This window comes from Agarivorans sp. B2Z047 (genome assembly GCF_023373605.1).
Taxonomy (GTDB): domain Bacteria; phylum Pseudomonadota; class Gammaproteobacteria; order Enterobacterales; family Celerinatantimonadaceae; genus Agarivorans; species Agarivorans albus.
The window spans coordinates 4,151,442-4,177,653 of record NZ_CP088080.1 but is presented as its reverse complement, the minus strand read 5'-3'; the positions used below and the strand labels follow the sequence as shown (position 1 = coordinate 4,177,653).

The window sequence follows — 26,212 nt, the reverse complement described above, 5'->3', positions numbered from 1 at the left end:
ATGGAACGCCCCAAGTGTCCAAAAAAATGGCCGCAATATTGTGCAGCCATTAATGAAGAAGATACAAAATTCAGCTATAGATCTTGAGATACGAGAAGCTCAACAGCCTTATAGTTCGTATTGCTTTCGCCATTATCTAAACGTTCTCGCAGCAATATAGCCTCAGCCGCAGCACGTAATCCTACAGGAACAACTAAGATGGACGGTTTGATTTTTAGCGATTTTTCTTCACTGTCTTTCTGGGACATCATCCCATCGTAAACTTTTGTGAAGTTCTCCGCCGTGAGCTCCTCTTGAGAGCCAGCAGCCAACTGCCAGAAGGAGTAGCCAGCGTTACCACGCGCCCGAACACCGAAAAGATATTCGTCGTAAGTAAATACATGCGTATCATTGGTATCATCAACCCGTTGAAGCTCTGGCTTGATACGTTCTTGCCAAATCAAAGGCTTGATTGGGCGTCTCGTATCAAGCAAATACCAACCTTCTTGTGGGTTACTTGGTGGAATATAGGCGTTAGAAACGGTGCCACCTTTTTCTAGGGGATGGTCTGTATCAAAGAACGGTTGCCCATCATAACAAAGCTCTGTAAACCCGTTCTTAAGCAAGCTGAAAATGTGCTCGTCGGGATGCATGCGTGCATCATAACCCATCTGTTTGAAGACAATACCATAGCGACCATAATCATTATCTTCATAGTCAACGCGACCAACTCTGACAGATGATTCAAAGAGTTTATTCACAATGTTGTATTGGTGTTTCGCCAGGTCTTTTAACTGACGCTCTCCAATCCATTCCTTAAGACGTGGAAAGTCTCCCAAGAAGCCGTAACCTGTAGCGCCAGCTGCTGACTTAAGCACCGTTGCGATAAGTTCATGCTCTGGGTTGGGTCCCGCCATCCCTTCGTTAAACTTGGCTGCAAAAGCTTTGCTTGATTCAATTACAATGTCGTTAATATCAATCGGGTCTGGCATTGGTTTAATCCTCTTTATTGGTACTTAGAAACAGCTCTTCAGACACGTCCACCTGACGACACACCGCTTTTTGCAATGGTGTTAGCTTGGAATGAGGTGATTTAGAGGCGGTAGATTGTTTAATTGGCTTCTTCAGATGTGCAAAAGGTTTGCCCATTGCGGCAATAAAGGCACTGAACTTTTCAGCCCCTTGGGAATTACAAGCGGTGAGCATAAATTCACGCTGAGAAGGGGGGAAAGCCCCTTTTTGCATTGCTGAGCTCACCAGCTTTTCGTTCTCGGCGTTCTGTTGGTTCAACTTGACGCGGTTTAAGGCTTTGAGCGCAGATTCTGGGGAATTAACATCAGAGCCTAACGCAAGAGACAGCTCATCCCAGTTGCGCCCGTTTTCAGCTTCTTCTGAGTTTAACGCCGTCATAACCAAGTTGGGTTTGTTGGTTAAACCAACACTGCTAAATCTCTTGATTTCGCCGCTAACCGTATGCAGGAAAGCTGGAGAGATAAAACGGTATTCTTTCGAGGAGATGTGGTTTTGGGCTTTTTCTGTCCATTCTACTTTTGCCCAAACTCCGTCGTCTCTGACTTCTAGTTCTTCAATCCATCCTGCCGCTACTTGCTCGTCAGGCCCTTCGCCATCTTCAGAGCCATGTTCATAATCAACGACCAATGGAAGACCGCGCTCATTAAACGCCTCAACGATAAGCTCGGGATTGGATAGTGAAAAGGTGCGCCCATCCAGCCCTTTGATTTGTGGGCCGCTTGGTAAGATTTGAACCCACTCCGTATTGTCTTTGGGGAGTTCTTGGCACAGTGCAATAAGGGGCATGTTTAGCCCTCCTCTTGAGTTGTTTGGTGTTCTTTGCGTTTCTGTTGGATGATGCGATAAACCGCTGGCTGAGATAGTCCGTATTCCCGAACTAGCTGGGTAATATTCTTTCCATTAAAGTCGCGCCAAATTGCATTATTTCTAATGTGAATCTTGAGAGCTGTGGCACGAGGAAAGTAGAGTTGTGCGCCACCAAAGTTTTTGCTCAACATCATCACAAGGCGAGCGGCAACTTCTCCACTCTCATCTACATCAACCAGTTCTTGCTTTAAAGCCTCAAAAACTTCTCCAGTAAGCCCCGACCAGCGACAAGAATCGCTATTCTCAAGAAAGCTGGTTAAATCTGCCACAATTAATGCTTGTTTATTTTTCATTTCTATAACCTCGAAATGCGCTTAACACATGCCAACAAATAACGTGAAATAAAGCGTAATAATGTTTTCTGATAAAGTCACACTATTATCCGTTAGTCCTTTTTCTTAGGTTTTGATAGGCTTTTAAAGCTGAACTGAGGGCTTTAACCCTGTTTAAAACACGTTTAAATCGCCCGTAAGGCGTTTAAATACTTTTGACCCAAGCAACCACGCTAGAAATAGTTTCCAGCGCCTTAGAATGGCGCTGATGAATTGTGCTAATTTTGCGCTTTGTTCTTTTCGCGCTGCTCTTTGATGATGGCGTAAACGCTCGCTTGGGTTATTTCGTATTGGCGAGCTAGTTGGAATTTAAATTTCTGATTACTTCCTCTGGTCGTGGGGAAGGAAAACAAAAAAGGCGCAACTATAATAGCTGCGCCTTTTTAACGTGCTTTAAAATGGTGTTTTAGGCGTTTTTGTTTGAAGGTGTATAGTTGACACGCTCCGATTGAACCAGTGCAAGCAACACTTCATGGGGTAGCGTCGCTCGTAGAATGGCTAGAGCCTTTTCTTGCTGCAAGGTTAAACCAAACTTATCAACCCCATGAGCAACAGCGTCCCCATCTCCACATAGCTCACTGTTAAGTGCTTGTTTTATTCTCTCTATAGACTGGCTTGCAACTGACGCTGAAAACAGCGCTTCATGGCATTCCGTCCACTGCTTCGAGTTTTTTGCGCTCTGAGTCTCCGGAACACGCTGGGCTATGACGACAAGATCTTTCAGATGGTGAAGTAAATAGTTAACTTGCTCGGGGAAGTGGGCTTTAAAGGCTTCGCTGTACTGATAGTCGCTAGGCAATAAACGAGCGGTAGCGGCTAGGGTGGTGTTCTCTACAATTGTTGGCTTAGGCATGTTGCCTCCTTTGGTTGGGTATTAACAACCCACCGCCGGAGGTATCAATCTCTAATGGCGGTGAGACGAGCAGAGTTGATACTACCGGAACCAAAGGAAAACCGGCCTGCCCGCAGGCAGCCCCACTCGCCTCACCATAAACTTAGGTGTGCGAACGCTGAACACAAAAAGCCACGCAATGAAGAACGGAGCGTGGTATGTGCTCCTTTGATTTTACACGGGGTATCAATCCCGACGCCAGATTTTGCTGACGCTATTTAAAACTAGGTTATATTAATATAGTTGTCAACACTTAAGGTGACTACAGTTTCAGCTCAACTTTAGTTATCTAAATTTCATTTCTGCGTTTTTCGGCCATCAATAGCGAAACTCTCTTGGCAAAGGCCGCTTCGTAGTGTTGTTCATCTTCGAGTGATTCAGCGCTGACTTGCGCTACAGTGTTGCCTTGCTTCACGTGCACTAATGCACTTGCTGCTGGCGGTGGCAGCTCTTCGTCTTCAATTTTCAGCTGGCTCATTTGGGCGGCCACATCGAGTTCATTCAAGCGGGTTTGAGCAGCGGCAAGCTCTTTGGCGTTTTTCATCTTGCGAGTTGTCAGGCGCTTCTGTTCTCTGGCCGCATCGCGGTCATAGAAGCTGGATGGCTCAACGCACTCCGCTTCACAGATGTACGTGTTTTGCAGGGTGTAGCAGTGAACCGACCCGTGCAGGTTTTGCGGGTCAAAGCGGATAATGAGCTTTTTACCGATATAATGAAAAAGCGCATCATGGCAGTACTGGTTCGTACGCTCTTGGATTTTTCCGCCCGCTTTAAGTTGGATTTTCCCAAACTTACTCACCTTGGCGGTTTCAGCGCTGAGCAAGAACATGCGTTTTTGTTCAGGCGTTGCCATGCGAACAACCGCGTTGGCGTAGTCCCGCTCAAAGGCTTCATTGAACGACATACGCCCCTGGCACATTTCTGTTTCGCGGTTAGCGCGGGAGTTGAACAAATGCACGCCTTGCTCAACGACTTTTAGAAACTCGTCTAAGGGAATGACCCGCTCGCCGTAGTTATCTGGCTTCGCTGTCGGGTTTGGTCCGGTATAAGCCCCCGCTAATGCCGGATGCTTATCGATAAACTCATCCATGCCACCCACACCAAAGGCGCGCTCTATCGGTTTAGCTTGGCCATGGCCTTTGCCGAGGTTAACTGTTGTCCAGTGAATTTCTATTCCAAGTGCGACAATCAGCCCTTCTGGGTCGTCTTCTTTTACCTTGAAGCGATAACGATTTCTTGCTCCGCCTGTCAGGTCCTTGTTGGCGGCGGCACGGGTATTATCGATAGAGATTTTTTTAGGAATACCGTAACGGTCTATGACATCACGCAGCGATAAGCGAATAGAGTCCATATTTTCGGAAATATCAGTACGCCAGCCGACAATCTTGCGGGTGCGAATGTCTTGCCAAAACCACGTCACCGGGCGACGAGTCTCCCCACTTGGAAACCTCACAAAGACATTATGCTTATAACCGTCGCCATTTAGCGCGCTCATCGCCGACAAAGCTTCCACTGTGCGTGTTTGTGAGCCGTAGCGGAGAAACAGCGCGTGCTCACCTTCACGTTTTAGGATGCGCATTTCTTCCGATACCGTAGCCAATAGGCGCTGACGGAAGCATTTCTTGCTCGGCAGTTCCCAGCCCTTTTGTGGGGCAAGCGCTTCTAAGCGGTAGTAGCAAGCTGCGTGACTCGGTTGTTCTGAGCGTAGGTAGTCGGCTTTGTATATCTCCCACGCTTCGTCAGGAATTCTTGCTCTGTTACTTATGGCTTTCCGTCTATTTGCAATGGCTTTTGTGTTGACTAGTGCTGCCAACCAATCTTTTTCTTCAAAAGGTGCTATTTTAGTAAGTAGGCGGCTGATAGTTTTGGTTGATAAGCTATATTTTTGAGATACAGCATCGGTTGCTTGGCCTTTCTTTAGCCCCGCTCTTTTAAGCACATGCCAGCAACGAACAACTCGCAAATCATGTTCCGCTTTGTGTTGAGCCTTTTCTCCAGCCTGCTCCCATTTTTGCCACAAAGTTCTAGCGCAGTAGTCAGTCTCATGTCTTGGTATACCAAGAGGCTCACCATCAACAAGAATCTCTCCTATTTTCTTGAATAGCGCTTGATGGCAACTCATAGGTAAGGACTCAAAGCAATACTCTTTACCACCACCTTTGCCTTGCTTTGCTCTGAACTTCCACCCCTCCCGCTTTGCCATTGCTGTAAGCCCTTGCCGTGAAGAAGGGAGCCCTGGCAAGCCGACTAACTCCGATGCAGAAAAGTACCTCATTTAACGCTCCCAACTACGCCCTTGTAACGGCTCGGCCAGATTGTCTGTGCCTCAACACCTATGGCATCAGCAATGATCTTTTCTCCTTTGGGCCAGCATGCTCTAACGGCATTTCTAAGAGTTGCTTTACCAAGCCCATTAGCAACGCCCAGCGTTGCATAGTTCCAACCTGATGCTTTTAAAGCTGCCAAAATGTATTCGCTTCTCCAGTTTCCATTATTGTCTGTCATTGGAGGCAAGCTTTTTTCATTCATATAAACCACCTATAATCTTTTCACTTCCCGTGGTTACTCGAAAGAGTCACCGCGTCTCTAAAGATTAGCTTGACCAAATTGATTCATCAAGCTCTATAGAGTTTTACTGGCGCTTTCAGGTTTATTTGGAGCTCGAGGGCAGATTTCTTACAGCTAACCACTGTAATATCAATAGGTTTAATGAGATATGAATGACAAAAATCTAACTGGAAACCGACTTTCAGGTTTGGAGTGGCAACTCGAAAGAGCCAGCACGATACAAAAGAGGATTGAGTTCTTAGCTAATTGCGAGGGAAGCGTCGCCGGTTTTTCAAAAAAAGTTGGAATATCGGTATCTGGTTTAAAGCGATATTTGCAAGGAGGGGAGCCTACGGCATCAAAAATCATTCAAATATCAAACGCCCTTGGTATAAGTGCAACATGGCTTCTAACAGGCCAAGGTAAGCTGTCTGATACGGCACCATCACACTTAAGTAATGGTTATATGATTGCGTCTCTTTGCCCCGATAGCCAAGATATTAAGAGTGAGCTTGACCAAAGAAAGGTTAAGGTTTACGACACAATTGCTAGTCGATGGAAAACACTCAGAGAAACCCTCTCGATGTACCCTAGGTATACCCGTGAAGCATTGATGGCAAATAACGATATTTACTATAACGACAACTTCTCCGATGAAGCTTTTGAAAAAATAGTGAAAGACCTATCCTATTCATTCTCAACAACTTTTCACCCAATTCTTCCGTATGAAAAAGATGGAGAACATGGAACGGACACCGTTTACCCAGACTCTAAAACAGGAGCTGCTGAACTTGCCATTAGCAGGCACGTTCTTTCAACCAAACACTTAAAAGGTGGCGGGCTGGCGACCATATCAATAACAGGTGACTCAATGGAGCCAACTCTAAGTGATGGCGATATTGTTGTTATTGACAGGAGTGACACATCTCCAACAGATGGCAACCTATATGCTCTATCGAGTATGGGAGAAACACACGTTAAGCGATTCCAGAATGCACTGGGTGTTTGGAACCTGATCAGCGATAACTCTTTATATGGGACCATATCCTTAACGAAGCAAGATCAAGCAGACATAGAGATTGTTGGGCGAGTTGTATTTGTAGGTCGGTATTACACTCAGCCTCCTAAAAGTTAATTTAAAGCTTTTTTAAAGACCCATTTTAAATTAACAATTATCCTCACTTTGTCGGATCCAAAAACTTAGAAACTAATGTTTTTGGACACTTGGGGTGTTCACGCAAATGAAGCCCCGCGCGTCCCTCTACACCCCGTAATCTCTGGCTCCGTCCCACTTAATCCCAATAAATTCCGCATAATCCCGTATTGGACAGTTTGGGAGTTCCTATACATGCTGGGCGCGTTGATGGTGAAGAGGTCAATACTTCAGCCGCATTGCAACTAGCCAGAGGATTTTTAGGGTGATACATGGCAACTAAAATACCGCTAACTTCTGCCGGTGACCGCAGAATGAAGATTAGTTTGGGTGATAACGTATTAACGCTACGTACCTATTACAATCGTGTGATGGCGTTTTGGGTGCTGGATATTCTTACTGATGATGGCGATCCTATTGCAGAAGGCCTCAATATGGTGGGCGCTATAAATCTTCTAGAAGCCTCTAAAACCCTAACCCATCAATACGGACAGTTTAGGTTAGATAAGGATGCTACTGGCGAAAACTCCCTAGAAGATATTGGCTTTTATTGGTTCGCACCTGGAGAGTTTGAAGCGCTAGTGCCGGAAGAGTTGTTTTTCTCACCACCGCTTAACTATGATTTTGATTTGCTGTTTCCTCGGGTGGTAGTCAGTGGCTAGAATTAGAAAGATACAAGTCTTTATTGGCCCTTTTGAAGACTTACTTGGTAAGGGAAGGGCGGGTGCTAAGGTGGTTGAAACCACAGGCAAAACCAATGAGATTAGGATCCGCTTCAGTATTAAGAAAACCATCACAGGTGCGCCTAATGATTGTGCTGTTGTTTTCACTAACCTTTCTCCAGAAACTCGCCATGCACTGCGACAAAAGAGCTTATCTATAGAGTTATGGGGAGGCTATGAAGATGAGGAAATCAGGCTTATTGCCAAGGGAGGCGTACTCTACGTAACCCACGAGCGAAAAGATGCCGAAATAGATACGACTGTAATCTTTAGAGATGGATGGGGGGCATTATTAAATGCAGATTATAGCCGCTCCTATTCAAGCGCTGAGCCGCTCTCTGTTGTTGTTTCTGATATTGCTAAGTCTATTGAGGGCGTTGAAACTGGCAGAATAAATCTAGCAGGTTCTTTATCGTCAAAGGGGCGAACATTGGCGGGAAACCCTAGAGATTTATTGAACAGACTTGCTGACCAATATGGTTTTAGTTGGTCAATCCAAGATGGAGTATTTCAAGCTATTGATGATGATAAATCGCGTGGCCTTGTTTATCGCGTAGATAACATCTTGCTAAATGCTAATCCAATTTTAAACGGTCCAGAGCAGATAAAGACAGGCATTGAAATGTCTACTATTTTAGATCCTCGCATTATTCCTGGTGATGTGGTGGAGGTGAACCCAACAGTGGATGAAGACTTATCTGGACAATATAAAGTCTTTGATATGGTCATTACTGGAGACTCACATGGTAGCGCTTGGAATACTACCCTAACCAGTAAGGTGTTTCTAACATGACGGATACCTCTATAAGCCAAAGTGATGAAGACGCTTTTCGTTTGGCTCTGTCTCGCTTTACGTCAAAACTTCGTACTGCAGTGCCTGGCATAGTCGATTCTGAGCCTAAAAAAAATGGCCGATTCTGGTGTGTCGATGTGATTCCTGCCGTTCGCCGGCTAATTAAGAGTAGCAATAACGGATCTAGAACAGAAAGCGAGCCTAAGATTGCTAATGTGCCGATTTATTTGACGGGCTCAAAGTCATTAGGTTTAAGTGTAACGGTACCCCTTAAACTGGGTGACGAGTGCTTACTTGTTGTTTCAGACCGTGGTTTGGACAATTGGCAAATAACCGATGGCCCGCAAGATCCGCCAGAACTTAAAGAGCTTCGACACCATGACTTGAGTGACTGCTTTTGTTTACCTCTATGCTCGCAGCTAGCCAGTATTAACAGCTATAACAATGACGCCGTGGAGATCAGAAATAGTGACGGTACCACAAGGTTATCTGTTCGAAGCAATGAGATAGAGCAAGTGGTGGGATCGGGCGCAACCAAGTTAACCAATGGTCTGCTAACTATTAACGCAAACGTGGTGATTAATGGCAGCTTAGATTCAAATGGTGGTGATTTTAATCATGATGGAGTGAATGTGGGTAAAGATCACAACCACAAGCCAGAGGGTGAACTTAAAGACTCCCTAAATGGCAATGTTGCCGGCAGATCAGGTAAACCAGAATCATGAGCTTTTCATTTTTACTTAACCAAACAACCAATGACTATTCGATAAAGGGCGGTCGATTGGTTATATCCAATGGCAGTGATGCTGCAGTTGATCGCGTTTATGTACGCTTGCAAACAGAGTTCGGCGAGTGGTTTTTAGATATAACTAAAGGTGTTCCTTATTATGGTGAAGGCGGCATTCTTGGCGGAAAGTTAGGCACCGGTGAGGTATCTGCTATTTTGCGCCGTGAAATCCTTGATGTGATAGAAGTCGACAAGATAAACCTTATGTCTGTCACTAAAGACCGGCGCGCGCTCACTATCAACTCAGACATTAGTATTCAAGGCCAATCAGAGCCAATTCGTTTAAGTATTTAACCAGCCCCGCAAACGCGGGGCTTTTTTTTGGAGTTGTTATGGCATTTGGTGTGACCGATGAGGGTTATGAAGGTAAGAGACTTGCTGATATTATCGAAGAAGCTGAAGAAGACTTATCCCTGATAACTGATCCTAGTAGTGGAGAACGTCTAGACGCTGACTTTAGCAGTGACGACCCCGCAATGCAGATTGCCAAGGTACCTTTGGTGGGGGTTGCTGATTGCTGGGAAACAAGCAAATTAATTTATGATCAGTTCAACCCATCACTAGCGGTTGGGCCTTCTTTATCGGGTTTGGTACAAATTAATGGTATTGGCCGACAAGAGGCTAGTGCCTCAAGTGATACGGCTGTATTAACAGGTAGTGCCGGGGCCATCATTCCTGCTGGACAAATTATTGCTGATGAGTTCTCAACGCGAGAGTGGATAACTGACAGTGAGGTCATGCTCGATGTTACTGGTCAAGCTGAGGTAGGAATTACCAACACGGTGACAGGTCCTGTCGATGTGGCGCCTGGAGTATTAAATAAGATTGTGACACCGCAGCCAGGATGGCAAACGGTGAGTAATAACGGAGCCGTTTCCCTAGGTAATAATATTGAAACAGATAGTGAGCTTAGAGTTAGGAGAAGTCGCTCAACATTGGCCCCAGCGGCTGCTCCTGCTGAATCTGTATGGGCCAATCTAAGTAACCTTCGCGATGTTTCTTATGTGCGCGTTCTTATTAATAACACGCTTTCAGAAGACGCTAGAGGGATACCTGCTAAGACTCAAGCTGTAATTATTGTTGGTGGCGATGATGAGGAAATCGCTACAACCATACTTCAGCGTTCAGGGGCTGGTATTGAGTTCTTTGGTACGCAATTAGTGACTATCTATGATGCGCAAGACGAACCATATTTAGTGTTCTTTACAAGGCCAGCGCCAGTCGATATCTACATCAATTTAGAGCTAGCTATCAACCAAAACATTTTCCCGAGTAACGGTGATGAGCTTATTCGACAAGCTATCATTGCTTATGCTCGCGGTGGCGCACCCGAGATTAATGTTTTCGAGGGTTTTAGAGAGATAGGATTTGGTCCAGGATCAACGGTTATCTATACGCGGCTATTTACTCCGATTAACTCTGTTGCGGGGCATCGCGTAAATGCCTTTGAAATATCTGCTGATGGTGTTGATTTTGGACAAGATGATATTTCGATCGGTGTATTTAGTTATCCAAGATTTCTGGCTGAGAATATCAATATTACTATCGAGGTGTAACGATGGTATTTGGACCTATTGATTTTTCTCAATATGAGCTAGACCAACAAGATGAGGCTTGTGAAAATCATCTAGCAGTTTTTCGACGTTCTCCAATCATGATGGCGTTTCGCCAAGCCCTGATTAAGCAATCACAAGAACTTTATGACACAAATATAAACGCTTTACTCGCGAGAACCATTGAGGACGGTGTTGGCTACCAACTTGATGTTATAGGTCAGATTGTTGGTCAGCGCCGTATTCCCCTGGGAGATGCTAGACCTTGGCTAACATTCGATGATGAAACAACAGTGGTTGATGGTAGCCCTGTATGGCTGGAAGGTCAGGTCGGTGGTGATGAGACTGCCGATGATGAAGAATATCGAGCATTGATTAAATCTAAAATTTTTAAAAACCATGTTAAATACGGCTCAATTCCTGAGCTCATCGAGTTCACTAGGCTTGTATTTAATGCGCCAATTAGCATTAGAAAACTAGGTAACGATGACATTAACTTGATTATTACCCAGTTGTTTCCCGAAGAGTATCTGGAGCTGCTTTTCTCCGTCATCGATGATGAAGCATCTGATAGACAATACTTTTTACCTATCCCAACCGGTTGCCGAATACTCGGCGCTGAATTCGCACCAACCCCTGCCTTTAGGCCTGACAATGATACTGCTGGGCCTGACTTGGGTTTGTTATCTGTTTCTATTGGAGGTTTTGAATAGTGGCCAATGTTCGCGATGATAAAAACCCTGGCATTTTTGCTGAAAATGCTCAAACGAGTATTCCTGTTCCGCCTACACCTGGTACGCCTTATCGAGATCCAGTAAATGGTCTTGATGACATTGCCAATGGTTGGCGTTATGAGCAGCGAGTATTGTCTCAAGAATTCAATGAAATTCTCTTTCGACTTACCACGCTGACCGAGTTAATAGACCGCACCGGCGTACTTGGATGGTCTGACAAAGTAAACTATGACCAAGGCTATGCGCTGGTATTTGGTAGCAATAATCTGCTTTACAAAGCCTTACAAGATAGTGGCCCAGACTTTGGCGGGGGAAAAGACCCAACAGCAAACCCAACTTATTGGAAGCAGGTTGTAGATATTCCTCCTCACAATGAATTGCAAAGTATACAGGGTGGAGTAGCTAATGAACGCTATCATATTTCCTTAGCTGAACTACAAAAGCTTCAAGGGTTAACCAAAGATCATAATGCATTGGATAATCTACAAGGCGGCTCTAGTGCTGAGCGAAACCACCTAAGTAACGCCCAAGTGCAGAAACTAGATGACATTCAAGATGCATCATTTACGACAAAAGGCTTGATGAGAAAATCGACTCAGATTGAAGTAGAAATTGGGGAGGACAATGATTCTGCTGTTGTTCCGCTTTACCTACAACAGAAACTGGATGCGTTAAAAACAGGAACTACAGTAAATATCATTCCAGGCTCAGATGATGTTTCGACTATCGCCATTAATCTAAGCACTATTACTGATTCGCCAGAAAATGCCTTGTTGAATGTGTTTCAAATCGGCGTAGGAGCACTTAGCATGACCAGAGAAGTTACTCTACCGTTGAGGCATTTGTATTTAGACACAACCAGCGGCTCTATCAATGTCGATAATAATGACGGTACAGATTATAGATTTTCTTATGACTATACTGCGCCTATTTTGACATTAACAAAAACATCTGGTGGAAATTTTAAAGTTATATATATCACTACTTAGGTGGAGCCATCATGTCAAACACTAGAAACTACAAAACTCTTCGTCCTTGGGCGGAAGATGCAGAGATTAGCATCCCTGAAGGCGGTGCAGTACCTGGCACATCATATCGAAATACAGAGACAACCGATAACCAATCCGCTACAGGTCAGGCTTTCAAGCGCGCGCTTGAGTCAGGTTCTTTCAATCAAATATTTCACTTAGCTACTAAGCTAGTAAAAGACATTGAAACAACCGGTCTTCTTGGTTGGACTAACTTAATTGATTATCCAGTTGGGGCGTTTGTTCGTGGTTCTGATGGCCGTATTTACCAAGCTGCTGAAGTATCTGGGCCAGGCACAACACCAATAGACCCTGTGGAGGGGGCTTCTTCTGCATGGAATGATTATTTAAAGCCCTTGGAAGATGCGATAGGCGATAATGCTCAGGGGATCGAAGATAACACTCAAGCTATTGAGGGTAACACCGAAGCAATACAGCAAAACACTCAAGCTATTGAGGGTAACATCGAAGCGATCGATAACAACTCCCAAGCAATAAACCAAAACGAGCAAGATATTCAATCCAATAGCCAAGCTATACAGCAAAATACGGATAACATTAGCAGTAATACCCAATCGATAGATCAGAATTCTCAAAATATCCTTACGCTCACCGAAACCATTGCAAACCTTGCGAGCGCACAAGGGCAGATACAAAATGAAAATACACCTGTATTTGCAGAAATACCGCAAATAGAGACGCCGGTTCCACTTAGTGTGCTTGTCGATAGCACTGACACGGATGTGCTGGAGTTCAATGAAACGACCAACACAGTAACGTTGAAGATAAATGCATCGTTCAACTTTTTAACCAGTGTATTTTTGGATTTTGATACCGGCTCAGAGCGAAATGTTACCTTTAGAATAAGACGCGCGTCAGATGACTTATTGATATCTGAACGCATTTTACCCCTTGAAGAGAGCAATAATGACAAAGACCAATTTATTTCGAATAATCTAGTTACAGTCGGCAAAAACGGCCTACCATCGGCCCCGCTGGAGGTAAAACTGACCATTGAGTGTGACGGTAATGATATTGAGTTTACGTCGTTCGATTCGTTAATCACCAGTTCAGCAAATAGTGCAGGTAGTGGCACTAGTCCGGTTGAGCACCCTTTCGCAAACATGGAGTATTTGGGGCGTCAAACCATCGGTAGGAATGTAGGCGATGGATTCGCGGTAAGTAATGGACAGGATAAATATTACATTATTCGTGCGACGTCATACCAGGAGCGAAAGGGTCAAATTGGCTATATTAGGTTCGGCTCGGATATTCTGGTTGCTAACTCCCTAAGAGATTATCTACGCGCAAAGCTTAATTGGTATGAAAAAGCCATTGAAACTCCGCCAACGTTTGTAAAAGGATATGATAACGCTATACAGGCTACCCACCATAGCATGGTAGCCGTCGTCATTAATAACGGCAATGTGTTTTTACGTACGCCATTTGATATAGGCTGGTCGGCCGAACATGTTGACGAGGGAGCATTTATTGACCTTAACGATGCAGTGGGGCTTGGCACTAACGAGCCTGTATATATATATACTGCTAATGCCTTAAGCACCGTTGATATTTGGGAGGTTAAGTATGATTAATGCAGTGGCCATTACTAAAGACGGCGCGAATACCATTGTGATTGTTCCTGATATTGATACGGCTAATGCGCTAGCCAAACGGCATAAACAATCATTTATTATTGAAATACCCGCGGATGCTGATTTTATTGCTGATGGGCGTTGGGCCCCGTACCGTCCTGATTTTGAGCACCTACAAATAGACCCTAGTTTAAAGAACTACTTCTGGATAAAAACAGTTGAAAGCGTCCATGCTGAAATACTCAATGAACGGTTAGCTGCATTATCAATCTACACTGACAGCCTCTACCAACCCACGCAGGCTAAATATTCAGAGGCTGAGCGCCAAAGTTGGATAACACAGGAACAAGAGGCTGAAGCGTGGTTAGGTGATAGCTCAATTTCTACCCCGGTAATAGATCTATATTGCAACGATGACAAAACGCGATTTTGCCAGAAGGTGCTCGATAAGGCGCGCAAGCACAAATCATCATTATCTATCGTTGCCGCCTCCCAGCGCGTCAGGGGGGCGCTGGAAAGTTTTAGCCTTGATGATCTTTATCACGCTGATATTCAATTAATGCTACAGGGGGAACTAAATGCCTAGCGTCAAGCTTATTCACGCAGACCCGCCGCTACTGGTGCCGATGTTGGCAAAGGTAAAGCTAAGCTTATGCGCCAAGCTGTACAGCTCTATAAATCACTGTTTTAAGGGTGAGTTATGCCAACTAGAAGAAGGCTTTACTTAATTGATATACGTCGAGCCCGATTTAGTTTTTTTATTTCAAAATAAAAGGCATGGAAACATGAATATTGCGAGTATATTTGAGCTATCAAAGCAAAAGGTTACGCTAAAAGACGTATTTATTATCTCCTTAGTGGTTTACACCGCTATGGAAACAACCGAGATATCAGAGAAAGTGGAAACATACTCTACCCAATATGCATTTGATGTGCTCAGTTACGGGTTTAAAGATTTAGGCTCTGATGCAGAGATAAAGGCGCAAGTAAAGGAGTGGCACAAAAACGACTGGGGAGCTCAAATTGCAGCTATTCAAGTTATTTGTGATGCATCCCCCACCAGGTTAGAAGTCTTAATGAGTAAGCAGCTTTCGAAAGAAGTGTGCCGCTTGGCTCTTTAACCAATAAAAAGGTCTTTTGGGAGCAGATAAAGATGGAAATTAGTCTTAATTTTTTGGTGAAAATACTTTTAACTTTGACTGTGTTTTCATTATTGATAGCAACAATCACTTTAGATTATGGCGAATATTCGGAAAAAGTGTTCGATATATTGATTGGTGGCATAGGCGGCTTCGCTCTTAGCAAAGTGATAAAAAAGTAATACCTACAAATATGCCTATTAAGCCCGAGTTAACGGGCTTTTACATGTCTAACCTACCTCTTGCCAGCTTGATTAAATTGCTCATAGGCTTCTTCGATAAATAGCTGTGCTATCCTGGCTAACCCTTTAGCCTCATCTAGATTTTTAGAGCGCTGTATAGCAATAACAAGCGTTCTAAAATCATTAGTGCAAGCCACGCCAAATTGCGCGGTATCAATTAGTTGTATCTCTAAGTTTGACATTACTTCTCCCCCATTTGATGCGCAGACATTTGCGCTGAAGAGAAAAGAGGGCTAGATGCTGGAATAGAGAGAAGCAACTGTAACTTAGATAACCCTTTGCCGGTTATCAAGGCGGTAACAGATTGCTTTAATCCATGGTCTGGGTGTTGCCAACTGCCAAGCTTTACGTCTAACAGTCCTGCCTCTATTTTATCCTGGTATGGTTCGTTCCGGCGAGTTACCCACTTTAGCTCGCGTAATTTTGAGAATAAGCGCCGTTGGCCGGTACCGAGGATTTTTGCAGCTTGCGCAACCGATATAGCATCGGGTGCTACTTCTACCTGTTCAGCAAATGCCACTTTGGGGGCATCTTCTTCTATTTTATATTTGAGCTGTTGGTTTTCTTGCTCTGCTTGCATAGCTAGGGTGAGTATTTCCATGCGGGATAGTTCGGCTGGAGACGTTTGTTTTTGTTCTAACTCTTGCCAGCGGTCAACTAACCTAGCGGTAAACTCAGGTGAAAGCTGAGCGACAACAACGTAGCTATCACGTTTGCCTTGTTCACCATTAAACAGATAAACCTTAGTGGGTTTGGTCGTGGTTTTAATTTCCCCCATTGGGGGTAATTCAATGGTGGCGCGGTCTGAGAGTCTTTCGATTGATTGTTTTACTTTATCGTGTCTAGACTCAACAAGTTGGGATATATCTAGACTATGCATAGACAGGTTATGGGTTAGATTGGCCATTTAAGACCTCCTTATAGTTCTTTTGAGATTACCCCTAATGGGGGTCGGGAGGCTCAAAACGGTCTACAAGAACCGCGGATAGGTTTCCCCGAAGGTGTTATATAGCTATCGCCCTCCCGACATAGAAATAATTACAACTATGCTAGGACTACCTGAATTTCAGGTATAAAAAAGCCAACGCTAACGGGGTTGGTTGAGTACCGCTTGTAGAGAGGTTTTGAGTCCTCGAAAAGAAAGCTAACTGATTTGGTTGGGTTTGTCAATTAAGTTAGCAGCAGGGTAGCTTGTTGCTCGTTGAGTAGGGCGTATTCTGTGGCTTTACCAAACCCACCCTGGCTGCTCGTCAGTATTCTCTCGTTTATTTCTGAGACTCTAGAGGCTGGAAATTGAATAATATTCATCACATATCACTCAACTTTTTAAACGTTAAGTGATGAGTTCTCAGTACCAACTTGGTCTCAGAAACAATGATTTGCTTGCCTGATAAGGTTGTTAAATCTAAATGTTTAGTTGCCTTTATATGAGGTCTTTTTTTTGCTCTGGGTAATTCTTTTACGTTTCTATTCATTATAAAGCTCCAAGGTACGCAGTAATCATACTGAAAAATACTCACCAATGGTATAAAGTAGTGCAAGTCGCGATGGCTTAACTTAAGGCTGCTGAGGAATGGGAACCAACCGATTTGGTTAGCTTTGTAAAGGGTTATTTATTCGGTGTATTGGTGATTTTTTTTAATTCCAATTTCAAATTATCCATTCTTTCTATTCCTGATGATGCTAGCTTTTTTACTTCTTCTTTAGACTTTGAGTTGCTAATTTGCTTAAAGATAGCAGTAATTTCTTTAAATTCATTTGATATGTATTTTCTAATGTTGTTATCGGTCATAACTTTTCCTTGTAACTAGAATTGTGGCATTACAGGCTACCAGCCAGCTGGTGGAGTATGCACCTGTGCTTATGTATCACTAGTGTAAGAGTGTTTTCTATGGGCATAAAAAAGGCCAGCACATTAAGCCCGAGTTAACGGGCTTTTATATGTCTAACCTACCTCTTACCAACCTGACTAAATTGCTCATAGGCTTCTTCGATAAATAGCTGCGCTATCCTGGCTAACCCTTTAGCCTCATCTAGATTTTTAGAGCGCTGTATAGCAATAACAAGCGTTCTAAAATCATTAGTGCAAGCCACGCCAAATTGCGCGGTATCAATTAGTTGTATCTCTAAGTTTGACATTACTTCTCCCCCATTTGATGCGCAGACATTTGCGCTGAAGATAAAAGAGGGCTAGATGCTGGAATAGAGAGAAGCAACTGTAACTTAGATAACCCTTTGCCGGTTATCAAGGCGGTAACAGATTGCTTTAATCCATGGTCTGGATGTTGCCAACTGCCAAGCTTTACGTCTAACAGTCCTGCCTCTATTTTATCCTGGTATGGTTCGTTCCGGCGAGTTACCCACTTTAGCTCGCGTAATTTTGCGAATAAGCGCCGTTGGCCGGTACCGAGGATTTTTGCAGCTTGCGCAACCGATATAGCATCGGGTGCTACTTCTACCTGTTTGGCAAACGCTACTTTGGGGGCATCTTCTTCTATTTTATGTTTGAGCTGTTGGTTTTCTTGCTCTGCTTGCATAGCTAGGGTGAGTATTTCCATGCGGGAGAGTTCGGCTGGAGACGTTTGTTTTTGTTCTAACTCTTGCCAGCGGTCAACTAACCTAGCGGTAAACTCAGGTGAAAGCTGAGCGACAACAACGTAGCTATCACGTTTGCCTTGTTCACCATTAAACAAATAAACCTTAGTGGGTTTGGTCGTGGTTTTAATTTCCGCCATTGGCGGTAATTCAATGATAGTGCGGTCTGACAAGCGTTTTATGCTTCGCTTTACATCGTCATGACGTGACTCAACAAGTTGGGATATATCTAGACTATGCATAGACAGGTTATGGGTTAGATTGGCCATTTAAGACCTCCTTATAGTTTTTCCGAATTAACCCATAAACTGATGGGTGTCAGGAGGTTCGAAACGGTCTACAAGAACCGCGGATAGGTTTTCCCGAAGGTGTTATATGGCTATCACCCTCCCGACATAGAAATCATTACAACTATGCTAGGACTACCTGAATTTCAGGTATAAAAAAGCCAACACTAACGGGGTTGGTTGCTTACCGCTTGTAGAGAGGTTTCGACGCCTCAAAAAGAAAGCTAACTGATTTGGTTGGGTTTGTCAATTAAGTTAGCAGCAGGGTAGCTTGTTGCTCGTTGAGTAGGGCGTATTCTGTTGCTTTACCAAACCCGCCTTGGGGGAGTGGTTTACCCTTCCGCATTTCAAATGCGATAGGGCCAAACTCACTTAAATCAGGCTCATTAGAGCGTATTAGTTGAATAACTGATTTGTGTGGATTACCCACACCTTCAGCGATATTTATCGAGGTGGTAACTGCTGTGCCTGAATTGGCGAGTTTAACTAGATTGGTCATTTAAGACCTCCTTTGGATTTTTTCGAATTAACCCATGAGCTGATGGGTGTCAGGAGGTTCGAAACGGCCCAAAGCGACCGCGGACATATTTCCCAATAAAGGGTATTGTATTAGTCTCCCTCCCGACATAGATCGGGATTGCACCTAAAAAAAAGGTACAAAAAAGCCGCATTTCTATCGGGTGCGGATGCCGCTGTGTAAGAGGTTTCGACGCCTCAAAAAGAAAGCTAACCGATTTGGTTAGCTTTGTAAAGGTTAAAATAATTCACCAATTAACAAGATAATAATGGTGCCCAGTAAAAACCATGCTGCTAATTTTTTAAAACTTAATCGGCTTCGTGTTGGTTTTTGGTCACAGACATAGACGTTGCTTTTATCGCTATGGCTATAATCATTAAATATTTTCTTCTGGTAATCGTATAATTCTGATTTCCGGATGTTATCTAAGTCAACGCCCATTTTGCCAATTATGTCATGTGTACTTTTCAAATCCTTTATGTGCTCACTATCCGATTCGTAAGCTGCGTCAAACAAAACACCAACATAATCTTTCCATATTTGATATCGGCTTTGTAACTGCTTAAAGGTACCAACAAGTTGGCCATATTTACCACATAGCAAAGCGTGAGTAGGGCGAGTTCGTTTACCATTTTCATTTTTTGCTTGAGTTATTTGCTCGTCAGAAAGTTTGACTAAAATTAAGTCATGAGACATATAGTTTTTCTCTTTAGTGGTGGCCTGAAGTCTATGGCACCACACTTGGGACAAGACTGGGCATTACCTGAAACCTTACTTTTGCATTCGACGCACTTAACTAGAGCCATTGTACAACCTCATACAAGATTTTGAGGCTAAAACGCATTGAGTTCTAACTCAACGGTAGGATGGTATCTGATTTGTATTCTGCCCGTAAATGTTGCTCAATAAGTGAGCGAGATTATTCAGAAGATGAACAAACTGCTTCTATATAAATCAAGCACTTAAGAGGGGTGTTTTTTTATATTAATCTTCTGAAATATACGTGTAAAACGCCGTATTTACGGGATCTAACATCGGATTCCAAATCCGAATGTTGGGAGTTCGAATCTCTCCGCCCCTGCCAAATTTTAAAGGCCAGCTAATTAGCTGGCCTTTTCGTTTCTGCGTTGTTCATAAGCTGCCGCTATCAATTTTTTTCACATACTTCCTTTTTTGCTTTTTATCACAATTAATCCAAGAGTTAGTTAAAAGCTTTGGCTTTAGGGTTACTATTCATCAAAATAATATTATATGGGTGTCCTATTATTTTGGTAGCTAGATTAAAGTGACTCTGCTCCCTTTTATTAACCCCTTTTATTATTAAAACAGGCGGATATTGTGAATATCAATCTCATCCAACGGGAAGCCAGTCTTGGCAGAGTGAGTAGCACTTGACACTGATTACAAAACGTTCAGTAGGTGTTTGGTTTGGCAGCAGTTGTCCGGAGTTTAAATAATGAATGCAAAGGCTTTAGTTGCTGTGTTGGGCTATGTTGTTTCCTACTTCACCTATGCTTTTGGGTTTAGTTTTTATGCTCCAGATCTAAACTCGCATTTTAAAGAGGCATTTGGATGGGCTATGTTCCTCACTAGGGAGGAGTTTAATCAAATATACCTTCTAGAAGGAACTTCAGGCTACAGGCTGAACATGGACGCACTATCTGAGTTGAATTCATTTATGGAGGTTACTATTTGGTCTTCAATTTCGTTTTGGTGTGGAATGCTATTTTTTAGTTTTAACACGAGATTTAGAGCGTATGCTATTTTATTAGGCGTAAGCATGACGTTGCTTGAACTGTATTTAGGGGGGATTTTTCTAGGTTTGTCTTATTTAATCACTACCATCGTTTATAGCTTACTTTTGTATAGAGAAAAGTCTGATGGGAATAAGATTAAAGAATAAAAGGGGCCAGAACCTGAGGGACCCCTTCGAAATTATTCATACCTTTCCAGCCTTGTTTTCAACGGGGCTAGTGCTTAGCATTTTTAGTGCATCTAAGGCTTGAACTTCACTCTATGAATGCGGCCCAATCATAGAGAGTGAGTATTCATTGTAATATTTAGCTGGCCACCACATGGCCTTAGTTCTCTCAACCTCAATACCTCCTGTTTGGCTATGCGAACCTCTTTTCTCGATTTATCTGTAGCTTAGCTCTGCTCTATTAGGGCAAATTCTGTTTCATTGTTACTGATCGGCAGTTAGAATATTCACGTTATAGTTTTTTTCTTTAGCGGATGAAATTTTAGTGATGCAAATGCACCCAGTGACGGCGACCTCTTCTGTTTCGCCTCAAGTCGCCGTAGTAGGTGGTGGAATTGCCGGCAGCGCAGCAGCCCTTAAGCTGGCTGAGCTTGGCGCCAAGGTTAGCCTGTTTGAAGCAGGGCCCAGTTTAGTGAACGGGCCGCCAGCTTGTCATTTACATGCCGGTGGTAATCTGTATCGAGAAATCTCCGATGAACAGTGTTTAAAGCTGCTTGAGCAATCCATTCATACCTTGCGGGTATTTCCGCACGCTGTTAACCAGCGCCCTACGGTTATTAGTGTGCCACTTAATGACCCCGGTGAGCCAGAAGCATTACTTCCCCGTTTACGCAAGGTGCAAGCTCATTACGCTGCACTTATTGAACAAGACCCTGCCAATCAAAAACTAGGCCCAGCCGAAGATTATTATCGCCTTTACAGCCGCGAACAATTAGAGGCACTGGCCGAACAAGAGTTAGTGGCTCAGCCACAAAGCCCAGACGAGTGGATGATTCCGGTTGCCAAAAACTTAGATTTATCGGCCTTTAAGTTTCCCTTTGTACAGGTGCAGGAATACGGCTTAAGCCTGTTGCGTATTGCCGCCACGGTTAAGTTAGCCAGTGAGCGCTTGCCCAATTGCCAAGTGTTTACCCAGTCTAAAGTCACGCACATAGAGCTACTGCCAGGTGCTACACCGCGTTGGCGGGTGGATTACAGCAGTCCGCAGGGTAGCCATAGCATAGAGGCGGATTACCTCATTAACGCTTGTGGATATCGCAGTGGCAGTATTGACGATATGGCCAAGCTAAGCCGTAGCCGAATGGTTGAGTTTAAAGCTGCATATTTAGCTACTTGGCCAAATCCACAAGGGCGCTGGCCAGAGCTTATTGTTCATGGAGAGCGCGGTACGCCCAATGGTATGGCGCAGCTAACTCCCTATCCCGATGGCTTGTTTCAGCTGCATGGCATGACCGACACCGTAACCTTGTTTAAAGGCGGCTTGGTTAGCTCCAGCGAAAGCAGTGCCCAACCAGAGCTAGATGCAAGCTTAAGTCGCAAGTTAACCCAAGGTTGGCAAGCTGAAGAAGTAGAACAACGCACTGTCGAGGCGGTAAAACATATGTCGCGCTACTTACCAAGCTTTAGCAATGCCAAGGTGGCTGGTCGGCCTTTATTTGGTGCCCAGCAAATACCAGGTAGTGACCCAAGTTTACGCGCAGCTAGCGTTTCCTTCGATAAAGCCCACTATGCGCGTACCGAGATTGTAAAGTTCTCTTCGGCCTTAAGTGCTGCCGAGCAAATTATTGAAAACATACGAGAGCTAGGCCTACTTAGCCCTGCCGCTTGCGGCGATCTTAATACCTTACAGAGTACTCAGGGTTTAGCCTATCAACAGGTGTTAACATTAGCGGAGCAGTTAGCAGAACAACGTAACTATCCACTGTCTTTGGCGCGTTAAGCGCTATGATTTAATAATGTGAAGGCTAGCGATGCTAGCCTTTTTTATAAGGAGCAAACATGTCTATTCAACATTTCGAGAGCAAAGCGCGAATGAGTCGCGCAGTGGTGCATAACAATACCGTTTATCTATGTGGCCAAGTGGCTAAAGACACCAGCCAAGGGATTGCCGAACAAACCCGTACCACTATAGAAAAAGTAGAAGAGCTGTTGGCAACGGTTGGTTCCGATAAGTCGAAGTTACTGAGCGTGACTATTTACGTGCGCACCATGGATGATTTTGCCGAAATGAATAAAGTGTGGGACGCTTGGATAGCCGATGTCACTCCGCCTGCACGAGCATGTGTGCAAGCCCATATGGCGCGAGAAGAGATACTGGTTGAGATGTCGGTAACTGCAGCCGTTTAATCAGCGGTAAGTTAGCTTTGAGAACAAGGCTGAGCTTAAAGAAGTTAGCCTGATAAGGGCATAGCTGGCGACACAACTTTAGTAAGCGAGTTAATCTGGGTACTGATTAACTCGCCAGAATGTCTTAATTTATTCTATCTAGTACCAGCGCAAATTTTTCTGGGATTCGGTTGCGCTCTTTCAAGTTATAGACACTGTTTAACGAACAATTGGCTTTCATCGCAAATACCGAAGGTGGGATTCCTTTTTTGCGTAATGCTTTCCAAAACTGCTTTCCATTAAGCGTGCTCATACTCTTTTTTACCCTCATTTAAGTGTGTGAACTAAGTCATTAGAACGGGAAATGTTGCCAAATAGTTCATAAAGGCTTGGCAACCTTTCCTACTCACCAGATGCTGAATTTCTCATGCGCGGGTATTTAACGAGAATTATATGACAACTTAATTACATCAATATGGTGATTTTGTGCTTTGTTAAATGGCGCTACTTTTTATTAATTTTTACAAAATGACATATTTTTGTTTACTTATTAACAATGATAAAGATAATGAGAATGATTGTCATGTGTGTTTTGAAGGGGATGGCAATGCGCTTATTTAAAGTAGTAGTAGGTTCAACAGTATTGTTGGCAAACGCATCGTTTGCAGAAGTAAAACAAGATCAAGTCGTAGAGCATTATGCAGAGTTAGCTCATGCAGTGTTTAGTGATTCTCACGCCAGTGCTTTACAGCTTCAGCAAGCAACACAGCAGCTTATTGAAGCGCCTTCAGAAAAAAGCTTATTAGCAGCGAAAGACGCTTGGAAAGTGGCTCGCGTGTATTACCAGCAAAGTGAAGTATTTCGTTTTGGTAACCCAATTGTCGACGACTGGGAAGGGCAGCTTAATGCTTGGCCTTTAGATGAAGGCTTAATCGATTACGTTGCCGCCGATTACCAATACGAGCTTGGCAACCCTGGCGCTACGGCAAATATTGTTGCCAACACTAGCCTGCAAGTAGGTGAAGACAAGGTTGATTTAAGCAACATTACCCCAGAGCTATTAGCTTCTTTAAATGAATTAGCGGGCTCAGAAGCTAACGTTGCTACTGGCTACCACGCTGTAGAATTTTTGTTATGGGGTCAAGATCTTCATGGCACTAAAGCTGGTGCAGGTGAGCGCGCTTATACCGATTTTGCAAAAGGTAATGCTTGTACCAACGGTAATTGTGAGCGCCGCGCTGCATATCTAAGCGCTGTAACTCAGCTATTAGTTGATGACTTGGCTTGGATGAGCAAGCAGTGGGCTAAAGGTGGAGAATACCAACAGCAGCTAGTGGCAGAGCCAAGTGAACAAGCGCTACGCCGTATGATGTTTGGCATGGGCAGCTTGTCTTTAGGCGAGCTAGCTGGCGAGCGTATGAAGGTAGCCTTAGAAGCTAATTCAACCGAAGACGAGCACGATTGCTTCAGCGACAATACGCACAACTCTCACTTCTACAATAACCAAGGTATTAGCAATGTTTACTTTGGTAGCTTTGAGCGTTTAGATGGTTCAACCTTAACTGGTCCAAGCTTAGCTGAGTTAGTTGCCCAAAAAGACCCAAGTGTTGCAAAGAGCAACAAGAAGATGTTTGAGCAATCTATGGCAGAAACAGCCAAATTGGTAGCGAGCGCCGAGCAACAAGGCGTATACTTCGACCAACTTATTGCTGCTAGCAATAGTGATGGCCATGCACTAATTAATGGCACTATATTAGCCTTGGTTGAACAAACCCGCGCTATTGAAGCTAGCGCCAAAGTATTAGGCATCGACAACCTAAACCCAGATACTGCAGATCACGAGTTCTAATTATAGGTTGTTTATTTAAGGGAGCTTAGGCTCCCTTTTGTGCTTTCTGAAGTACCATTCTATGGAGAGAGTGAGTGTGAAATTTAACCCAACAAAAACAATAATAATTGCTGTAGCGGCGGTGTTTTGTTCGGCGGTGTTAGCCAACCCCAAAAAACCGGGCGGTGATACCACAACGACCCAAATTGATGCCAACGCGTTTTCTATGCCGGCTGCAAATTTAGGTTTTGAAGGTCGGCTTAACTTTAGCACTGGTAACAGCTTCTTCCGTAACCCTTGGGTTGTAGCTCCAGCTACCACTATCGCCCGAGATGGCTTAGGTCCTTTGTTTAATACCAATGGTTGTCAAAACTGCCACATTAAAGATGGTCGAGGCCACCCTGCACCGGTTGGGGCAAGTAATGCTGTATCGATGTTGGTGCGGATTAGCATTCCTGCAGAAACAGAGCAACAAAAAGCCCTAGAAGCTCAAAACGGCGTAGTGCCAGAGCCTACTTATGGCGGGCAAATTCAAGACCAAGCCATACCCGGTGTTGCCGCAGAAGCGCGGGTTCGCTTTGCCTATACCGATAAGCCTTTTAAGTTTGCCGACGGCAGCAGTATTGTATTACGCCAACCACAGTTGACTGTTGACCAGCTAGGCTATGGCGAGATGCACCCCAATACAATGTTTTCTCCGCGTATTGCTTCACCGATGATAGGTTTAGGTTTACTTGAAAGCATTAGTGCCGAAGACATTTTAGCCAATGCCGATCCTGACGATAGCAATAACGACGGTATTCGTGGTGTGGCTAACCAAGTGTGGGACGCTCAACTACAAGCCTTTAATTTAGGTCGCTTTGGTTGGAAGGCAGGACAGCCTAGCTTGATGCAGCAAAACGCTGCAGCATTTAACGGCGACATTGGCATTACCAGTTTAATGTTCACTAAAGATCACTGTACTGCTGCGCAACAGGACTGCTTAAGCGCCACCTCTGGAGTCGATCCAGATGGTTCGGAAGTCAGTGATAAACTGCTTGGTTTTGTTGAGTTTTATACCCAGCATTTAGCGGTGCCTAAACGCCGCATTAAGGATGCTGAACAAGTTGAATTAGGTGATAAACTGTTTAGCCAAGTTAACTGTGACAGTTGCCACAAACGCAGTTTTACCACCGCAAAACGTGAACAATTGCCGGCATTAAGTGAGCAGCTTATTTACCCGTATACCGATATGCTGTTGCACGATATGGGGCCAGACTTGGCCGATGGTCGTGGCGAGTATTTGGCTAATGGCCAGCAATGGCGAACCCCTCCACTATGGGGCGTAGGGCTTACCGAAACGGTAAATGGCCATAGCCAACTATTACATGATGGGCGTGCGCGTAATGTTACCGAAGCGATTGTATGGCATGGCGGCGAAGCCGAAGCAACAAAACAAGCCTTTGCTAACTTGAATCAGTCGCAGCGCGAAGCGCTAGTGGCTTTTGTGAATTCATTGTAAGG

The 26,212-nt window shown here is 44.1% G+C and carries 31 protein-coding genes; 17 read left to right on the top strand and 14 right to left on the bottom strand.

The genetic code is table 11. The features are described from left to right. Positions 1–74: 74 nt before the first annotated feature. From LQZ07_RS19160 to LQZ07_RS19135, 6 genes are all read right to left on the bottom strand, one after another. Positions 75–971, bottom strand: coding sequence for a Mu-like prophage major head subunit gpT family protein (locus tag LQZ07_RS19160; protein ID WP_249483274.1), 897 nt, complete (start codon positions 969–971; stop codon positions 75–77). A gap of 4 nt (positions 972–975) precedes the next feature. After that, a complete protein-coding gene (locus LQZ07_RS19155) occupies positions 976–1,797 on the bottom strand; it encodes a phage protease (RefSeq protein ID WP_152786527.1) in 822 nt (273 codons plus the stop codon). 2 nt (positions 1,798–1,799) lie between these two features. Next, a complete protein-coding gene (locus LQZ07_RS19150) occupies positions 1,800–2,171 on the bottom strand; it encodes a Mor transcription activator family protein (protein ID WP_152786528.1) in 372 nt (123 codons plus the stop codon). A 445-nt stretch (positions 2,172–2,616) separates the two neighbouring features. Beyond that, positions 2,617–3,063, bottom strand: coding sequence for a hypothetical protein (locus LQZ07_RS19145; protein WP_249483273.1), 447 nt, complete (start codon positions 3,061–3,063; stop codon positions 2,617–2,619). A 328-nt stretch (positions 3,064–3,391) separates the two neighbouring features. Then, on the bottom strand, positions 3,392–5,377 hold the full coding sequence (locus tag LQZ07_RS19140; RefSeq protein WP_249483271.1) for a transposase domain-containing protein: 1,986 nt from the start codon (positions 5,375–5,377) through the stop codon (positions 3,392–3,394). Beyond that, on the bottom strand, positions 5,374–5,631 hold the full coding sequence (locus LQZ07_RS19135; protein WP_227981745.1) for a helix-turn-helix domain-containing protein: 258 nt from the start codon (positions 5,629–5,631) through the stop codon (positions 5,374–5,376). The genes LQZ07_RS19140 and LQZ07_RS19135 overlap by 4 nt, the downstream gene beginning before the upstream one ends. 187 nt (positions 5,632–5,818) lie before the next feature. Here LQZ07_RS19135 and LQZ07_RS19130 point away from each other — a divergent pair, with 187 nt between their 5' ends. From LQZ07_RS19130 to LQZ07_RS19075, 12 genes are all read left to right on the top strand, one after another. Beyond that, a complete protein-coding gene (locus tag LQZ07_RS19130; RefSeq protein WP_249483269.1) occupies positions 5,819–6,784 on the top strand; it encodes a S24 family peptidase in 966 nt (321 codons plus the stop codon). A gap of 290 nt (positions 6,785–7,074) precedes the next feature. Next, on the top strand, positions 7,075–7,464 hold the full coding sequence (locus tag LQZ07_RS19125) for a hypothetical protein (protein WP_152786504.1): 390 nt from the start codon (positions 7,075–7,077) through the stop codon (positions 7,462–7,464). Further along, positions 7,457–8,317, top strand: a complete 861-nt coding sequence (locus tag LQZ07_RS19120) for a hypothetical protein (RefSeq protein WP_152786502.1) — start codon at positions 7,457–7,459, stop codon at positions 8,315–8,317. The genes LQZ07_RS19125 and LQZ07_RS19120 overlap by 8 nt, the downstream gene beginning before the upstream one ends. Beyond that, complete coding sequence (locus tag LQZ07_RS19115; protein WP_152786500.1) at positions 8,314–9,042, top strand: Gp138 family membrane-puncturing spike protein; 729 nt, start codon at positions 8,314–8,316, stop codon at positions 9,040–9,042. The genes LQZ07_RS19120 and LQZ07_RS19115 overlap by 4 nt, the downstream gene beginning before the upstream one ends. Further along, on the top strand, positions 9,039–9,398 hold the full coding sequence (locus LQZ07_RS19110; protein WP_152786498.1) for a hypothetical protein: 360 nt from the start codon (positions 9,039–9,041) through the stop codon (positions 9,396–9,398). The genes LQZ07_RS19115 and LQZ07_RS19110 overlap by 4 nt, the downstream gene beginning before the upstream one ends. 38 nt (positions 9,399–9,436) lie before the next feature. Beyond that, positions 9,437–10,660 (top strand): baseplate J/gp47 family protein, encoded by a 1,224-nt coding sequence (locus LQZ07_RS19105; protein ID WP_152786496.1) that lies wholly within the window; start codon positions 9,437–9,439, stop codon positions 10,658–10,660. 2 nt (positions 10,661–10,662) lie between these two features. Further along, on the top strand, positions 10,663–11,370 hold the full coding sequence (locus tag LQZ07_RS19100; RefSeq protein WP_152786494.1) for a DUF2612 domain-containing protein: 708 nt from the start codon (positions 10,663–10,665) through the stop codon (positions 11,368–11,370). Then, the gene (locus tag LQZ07_RS19095) at positions 11,370–12,380 is read left to right on the top strand and encodes a hypothetical protein (RefSeq protein ID WP_152786492.1); all 1,011 of its coding nucleotides are present in this window, start codon (positions 11,370–11,372) and stop codon (positions 12,378–12,380) included. Before LQZ07_RS19100 ends, LQZ07_RS19095 begins: the two co-directional genes overlap by 1 nt. Before the next feature lie 11 nt (positions 12,381–12,391). Then, entirely contained in the window at positions 12,392–14,014 is a 1,623-nt protein-coding gene (locus tag LQZ07_RS19090) for a hypothetical protein (RefSeq protein ID WP_249483267.1), read from the top strand. Further along, positions 14,007–14,600, top strand: coding sequence for a hypothetical protein (locus LQZ07_RS19085; protein WP_249483265.1), 594 nt, complete (start codon positions 14,007–14,009; stop codon positions 14,598–14,600). The genes LQZ07_RS19090 and LQZ07_RS19085 overlap by 8 nt, the downstream gene beginning before the upstream one ends. Beyond that, positions 14,593–14,742: a hypothetical protein gene (locus LQZ07_RS19080; protein ID WP_194164119.1), complete on the top strand. Its 150-nt coding sequence runs from the start codon at positions 14,593–14,595 to the stop codon at positions 14,740–14,742. The genes LQZ07_RS19085 and LQZ07_RS19080 overlap by 8 nt, the downstream gene beginning before the upstream one ends. Before the next feature lie 57 nt (positions 14,743–14,799). Next, positions 14,800–15,135 carry a hypothetical protein gene (locus LQZ07_RS19075; RefSeq protein WP_152782072.1) on the top strand — a complete coding sequence of 112 codons (336 nt, stop codon included), beginning with the start codon at positions 14,800–14,802 and terminating at the stop codon, positions 15,133–15,135. A 253-nt stretch (positions 15,136–15,388) separates the two neighbouring features. On the opposite strand, the gene LQZ07_RS19070 is transcribed toward LQZ07_RS19075, so the two are convergent. From LQZ07_RS19070 to LQZ07_RS19040, 7 genes are all read right to left on the bottom strand, one after another. Then, on the bottom strand, positions 15,389–15,577 hold the full coding sequence (locus LQZ07_RS19070) for a hypothetical protein (RefSeq protein WP_152782070.1): 189 nt from the start codon (positions 15,575–15,577) through the stop codon (positions 15,389–15,391). Continuing rightward, positions 15,577–16,302 (bottom strand): phage antirepressor KilAC domain-containing protein, encoded by a 726-nt coding sequence (locus LQZ07_RS19065; RefSeq protein ID WP_227981263.1) that lies wholly within the window; start codon positions 16,300–16,302, stop codon positions 15,577–15,579. Before LQZ07_RS19065 ends, LQZ07_RS19070 begins: the two co-directional genes overlap by 1 nt. 702 nt (positions 16,303–17,004) lie before the next feature. Then, entirely contained in the window at positions 17,005–17,187 is a 183-nt protein-coding gene (locus LQZ07_RS19060) for a hypothetical protein (RefSeq protein WP_152782068.1), read from the bottom strand. Positions 17,188–17,345: 158 nt separating this feature from the next. Beyond that, positions 17,346–17,534, bottom strand: coding sequence for a hypothetical protein (locus LQZ07_RS19055; RefSeq protein WP_152782066.1), 189 nt, complete (start codon positions 17,532–17,534; stop codon positions 17,346–17,348). Then, positions 17,534–18,259, bottom strand: a complete 726-nt coding sequence (locus LQZ07_RS19050) for a phage antirepressor KilAC domain-containing protein (RefSeq protein ID WP_152782064.1) — start codon at positions 18,257–18,259, stop codon at positions 17,534–17,536. The genes LQZ07_RS19055 and LQZ07_RS19050 overlap by 1 nt, the downstream gene beginning before the upstream one ends. A gap of 268 nt (positions 18,260–18,527) precedes the next feature. Continuing rightward, positions 18,528–18,776, bottom strand: a complete 249-nt coding sequence (locus LQZ07_RS19045; RefSeq protein ID WP_152782062.1) for a Rha family transcriptional regulator — start codon at positions 18,774–18,776, stop codon at positions 18,528–18,530. Positions 18,777–19,031: 255 nt separating this feature from the next. Next, positions 19,032–19,490: a hypothetical protein gene (locus LQZ07_RS19040; RefSeq protein WP_152782060.1), complete on the bottom strand. Its 459-nt coding sequence runs from the start codon at positions 19,488–19,490 to the stop codon at positions 19,032–19,034. A 760-nt stretch (positions 19,491–20,250) separates the two neighbouring features. Here LQZ07_RS19040 and LQZ07_RS19035 point away from each other — a divergent pair. The 3 genes from LQZ07_RS19035 to LQZ07_RS19025 all read left to right on the top strand — a co-directional run bounded on the left by LQZ07_RS19035 (position 20,251) and on the right by LQZ07_RS19025 (position 22,902). Beyond that, the gene (locus tag LQZ07_RS19035; RefSeq protein WP_152782058.1) at positions 20,251–20,697 is read left to right on the top strand and encodes a hypothetical protein; all 447 of its coding nucleotides are present in this window, start codon (positions 20,251–20,253) and stop codon (positions 20,695–20,697) included. Between the two features lie 346 nt (positions 20,698–21,043). Beyond that, a complete protein-coding gene (locus LQZ07_RS19030) occupies positions 21,044–22,495 on the top strand; it encodes an FAD-dependent oxidoreductase (protein ID WP_152782056.1) in 1,452 nt (483 codons plus the stop codon). A 59-nt stretch (positions 22,496–22,554) separates the two neighbouring features. Next, complete coding sequence (locus LQZ07_RS19025; RefSeq protein ID WP_016403908.1) at positions 22,555–22,902, top strand: RidA family protein; 348 nt, start codon at positions 22,555–22,557, stop codon at positions 22,900–22,902. Positions 22,903–23,026: 124 nt separating this feature from the next. On the opposite strand, the gene LQZ07_RS19020 is transcribed toward LQZ07_RS19025, so the two are convergent. After that, positions 23,027–23,194, bottom strand: a complete 168-nt coding sequence (locus LQZ07_RS19020) for a hypothetical protein (protein ID WP_194164118.1) — start codon at positions 23,192–23,194, stop codon at positions 23,027–23,029. A 294-nt stretch (positions 23,195–23,488) separates the two neighbouring features. Here LQZ07_RS19020 and LQZ07_RS19015 point away from each other — a divergent pair, with 294 nt between their 5' ends. Together LQZ07_RS19015 and LQZ07_RS19010 are read left to right on the top strand one after the other, a co-directional pair. Continuing rightward, complete coding sequence (locus tag LQZ07_RS19015; protein ID WP_152782054.1) at positions 23,489–24,730, top strand: imelysin family protein; 1,242 nt, start codon at positions 23,489–23,491, stop codon at positions 24,728–24,730. A 76-nt stretch (positions 24,731–24,806) separates the two neighbouring features. After that, positions 24,807–26,210, top strand: a complete 1,404-nt coding sequence (locus LQZ07_RS19010; protein WP_249483263.1) for a di-heme oxidoredictase family protein — start codon at positions 24,807–24,809, stop codon at positions 26,208–26,210. Positions 26,211–26,212: the final 2 nt, after the last annotated feature.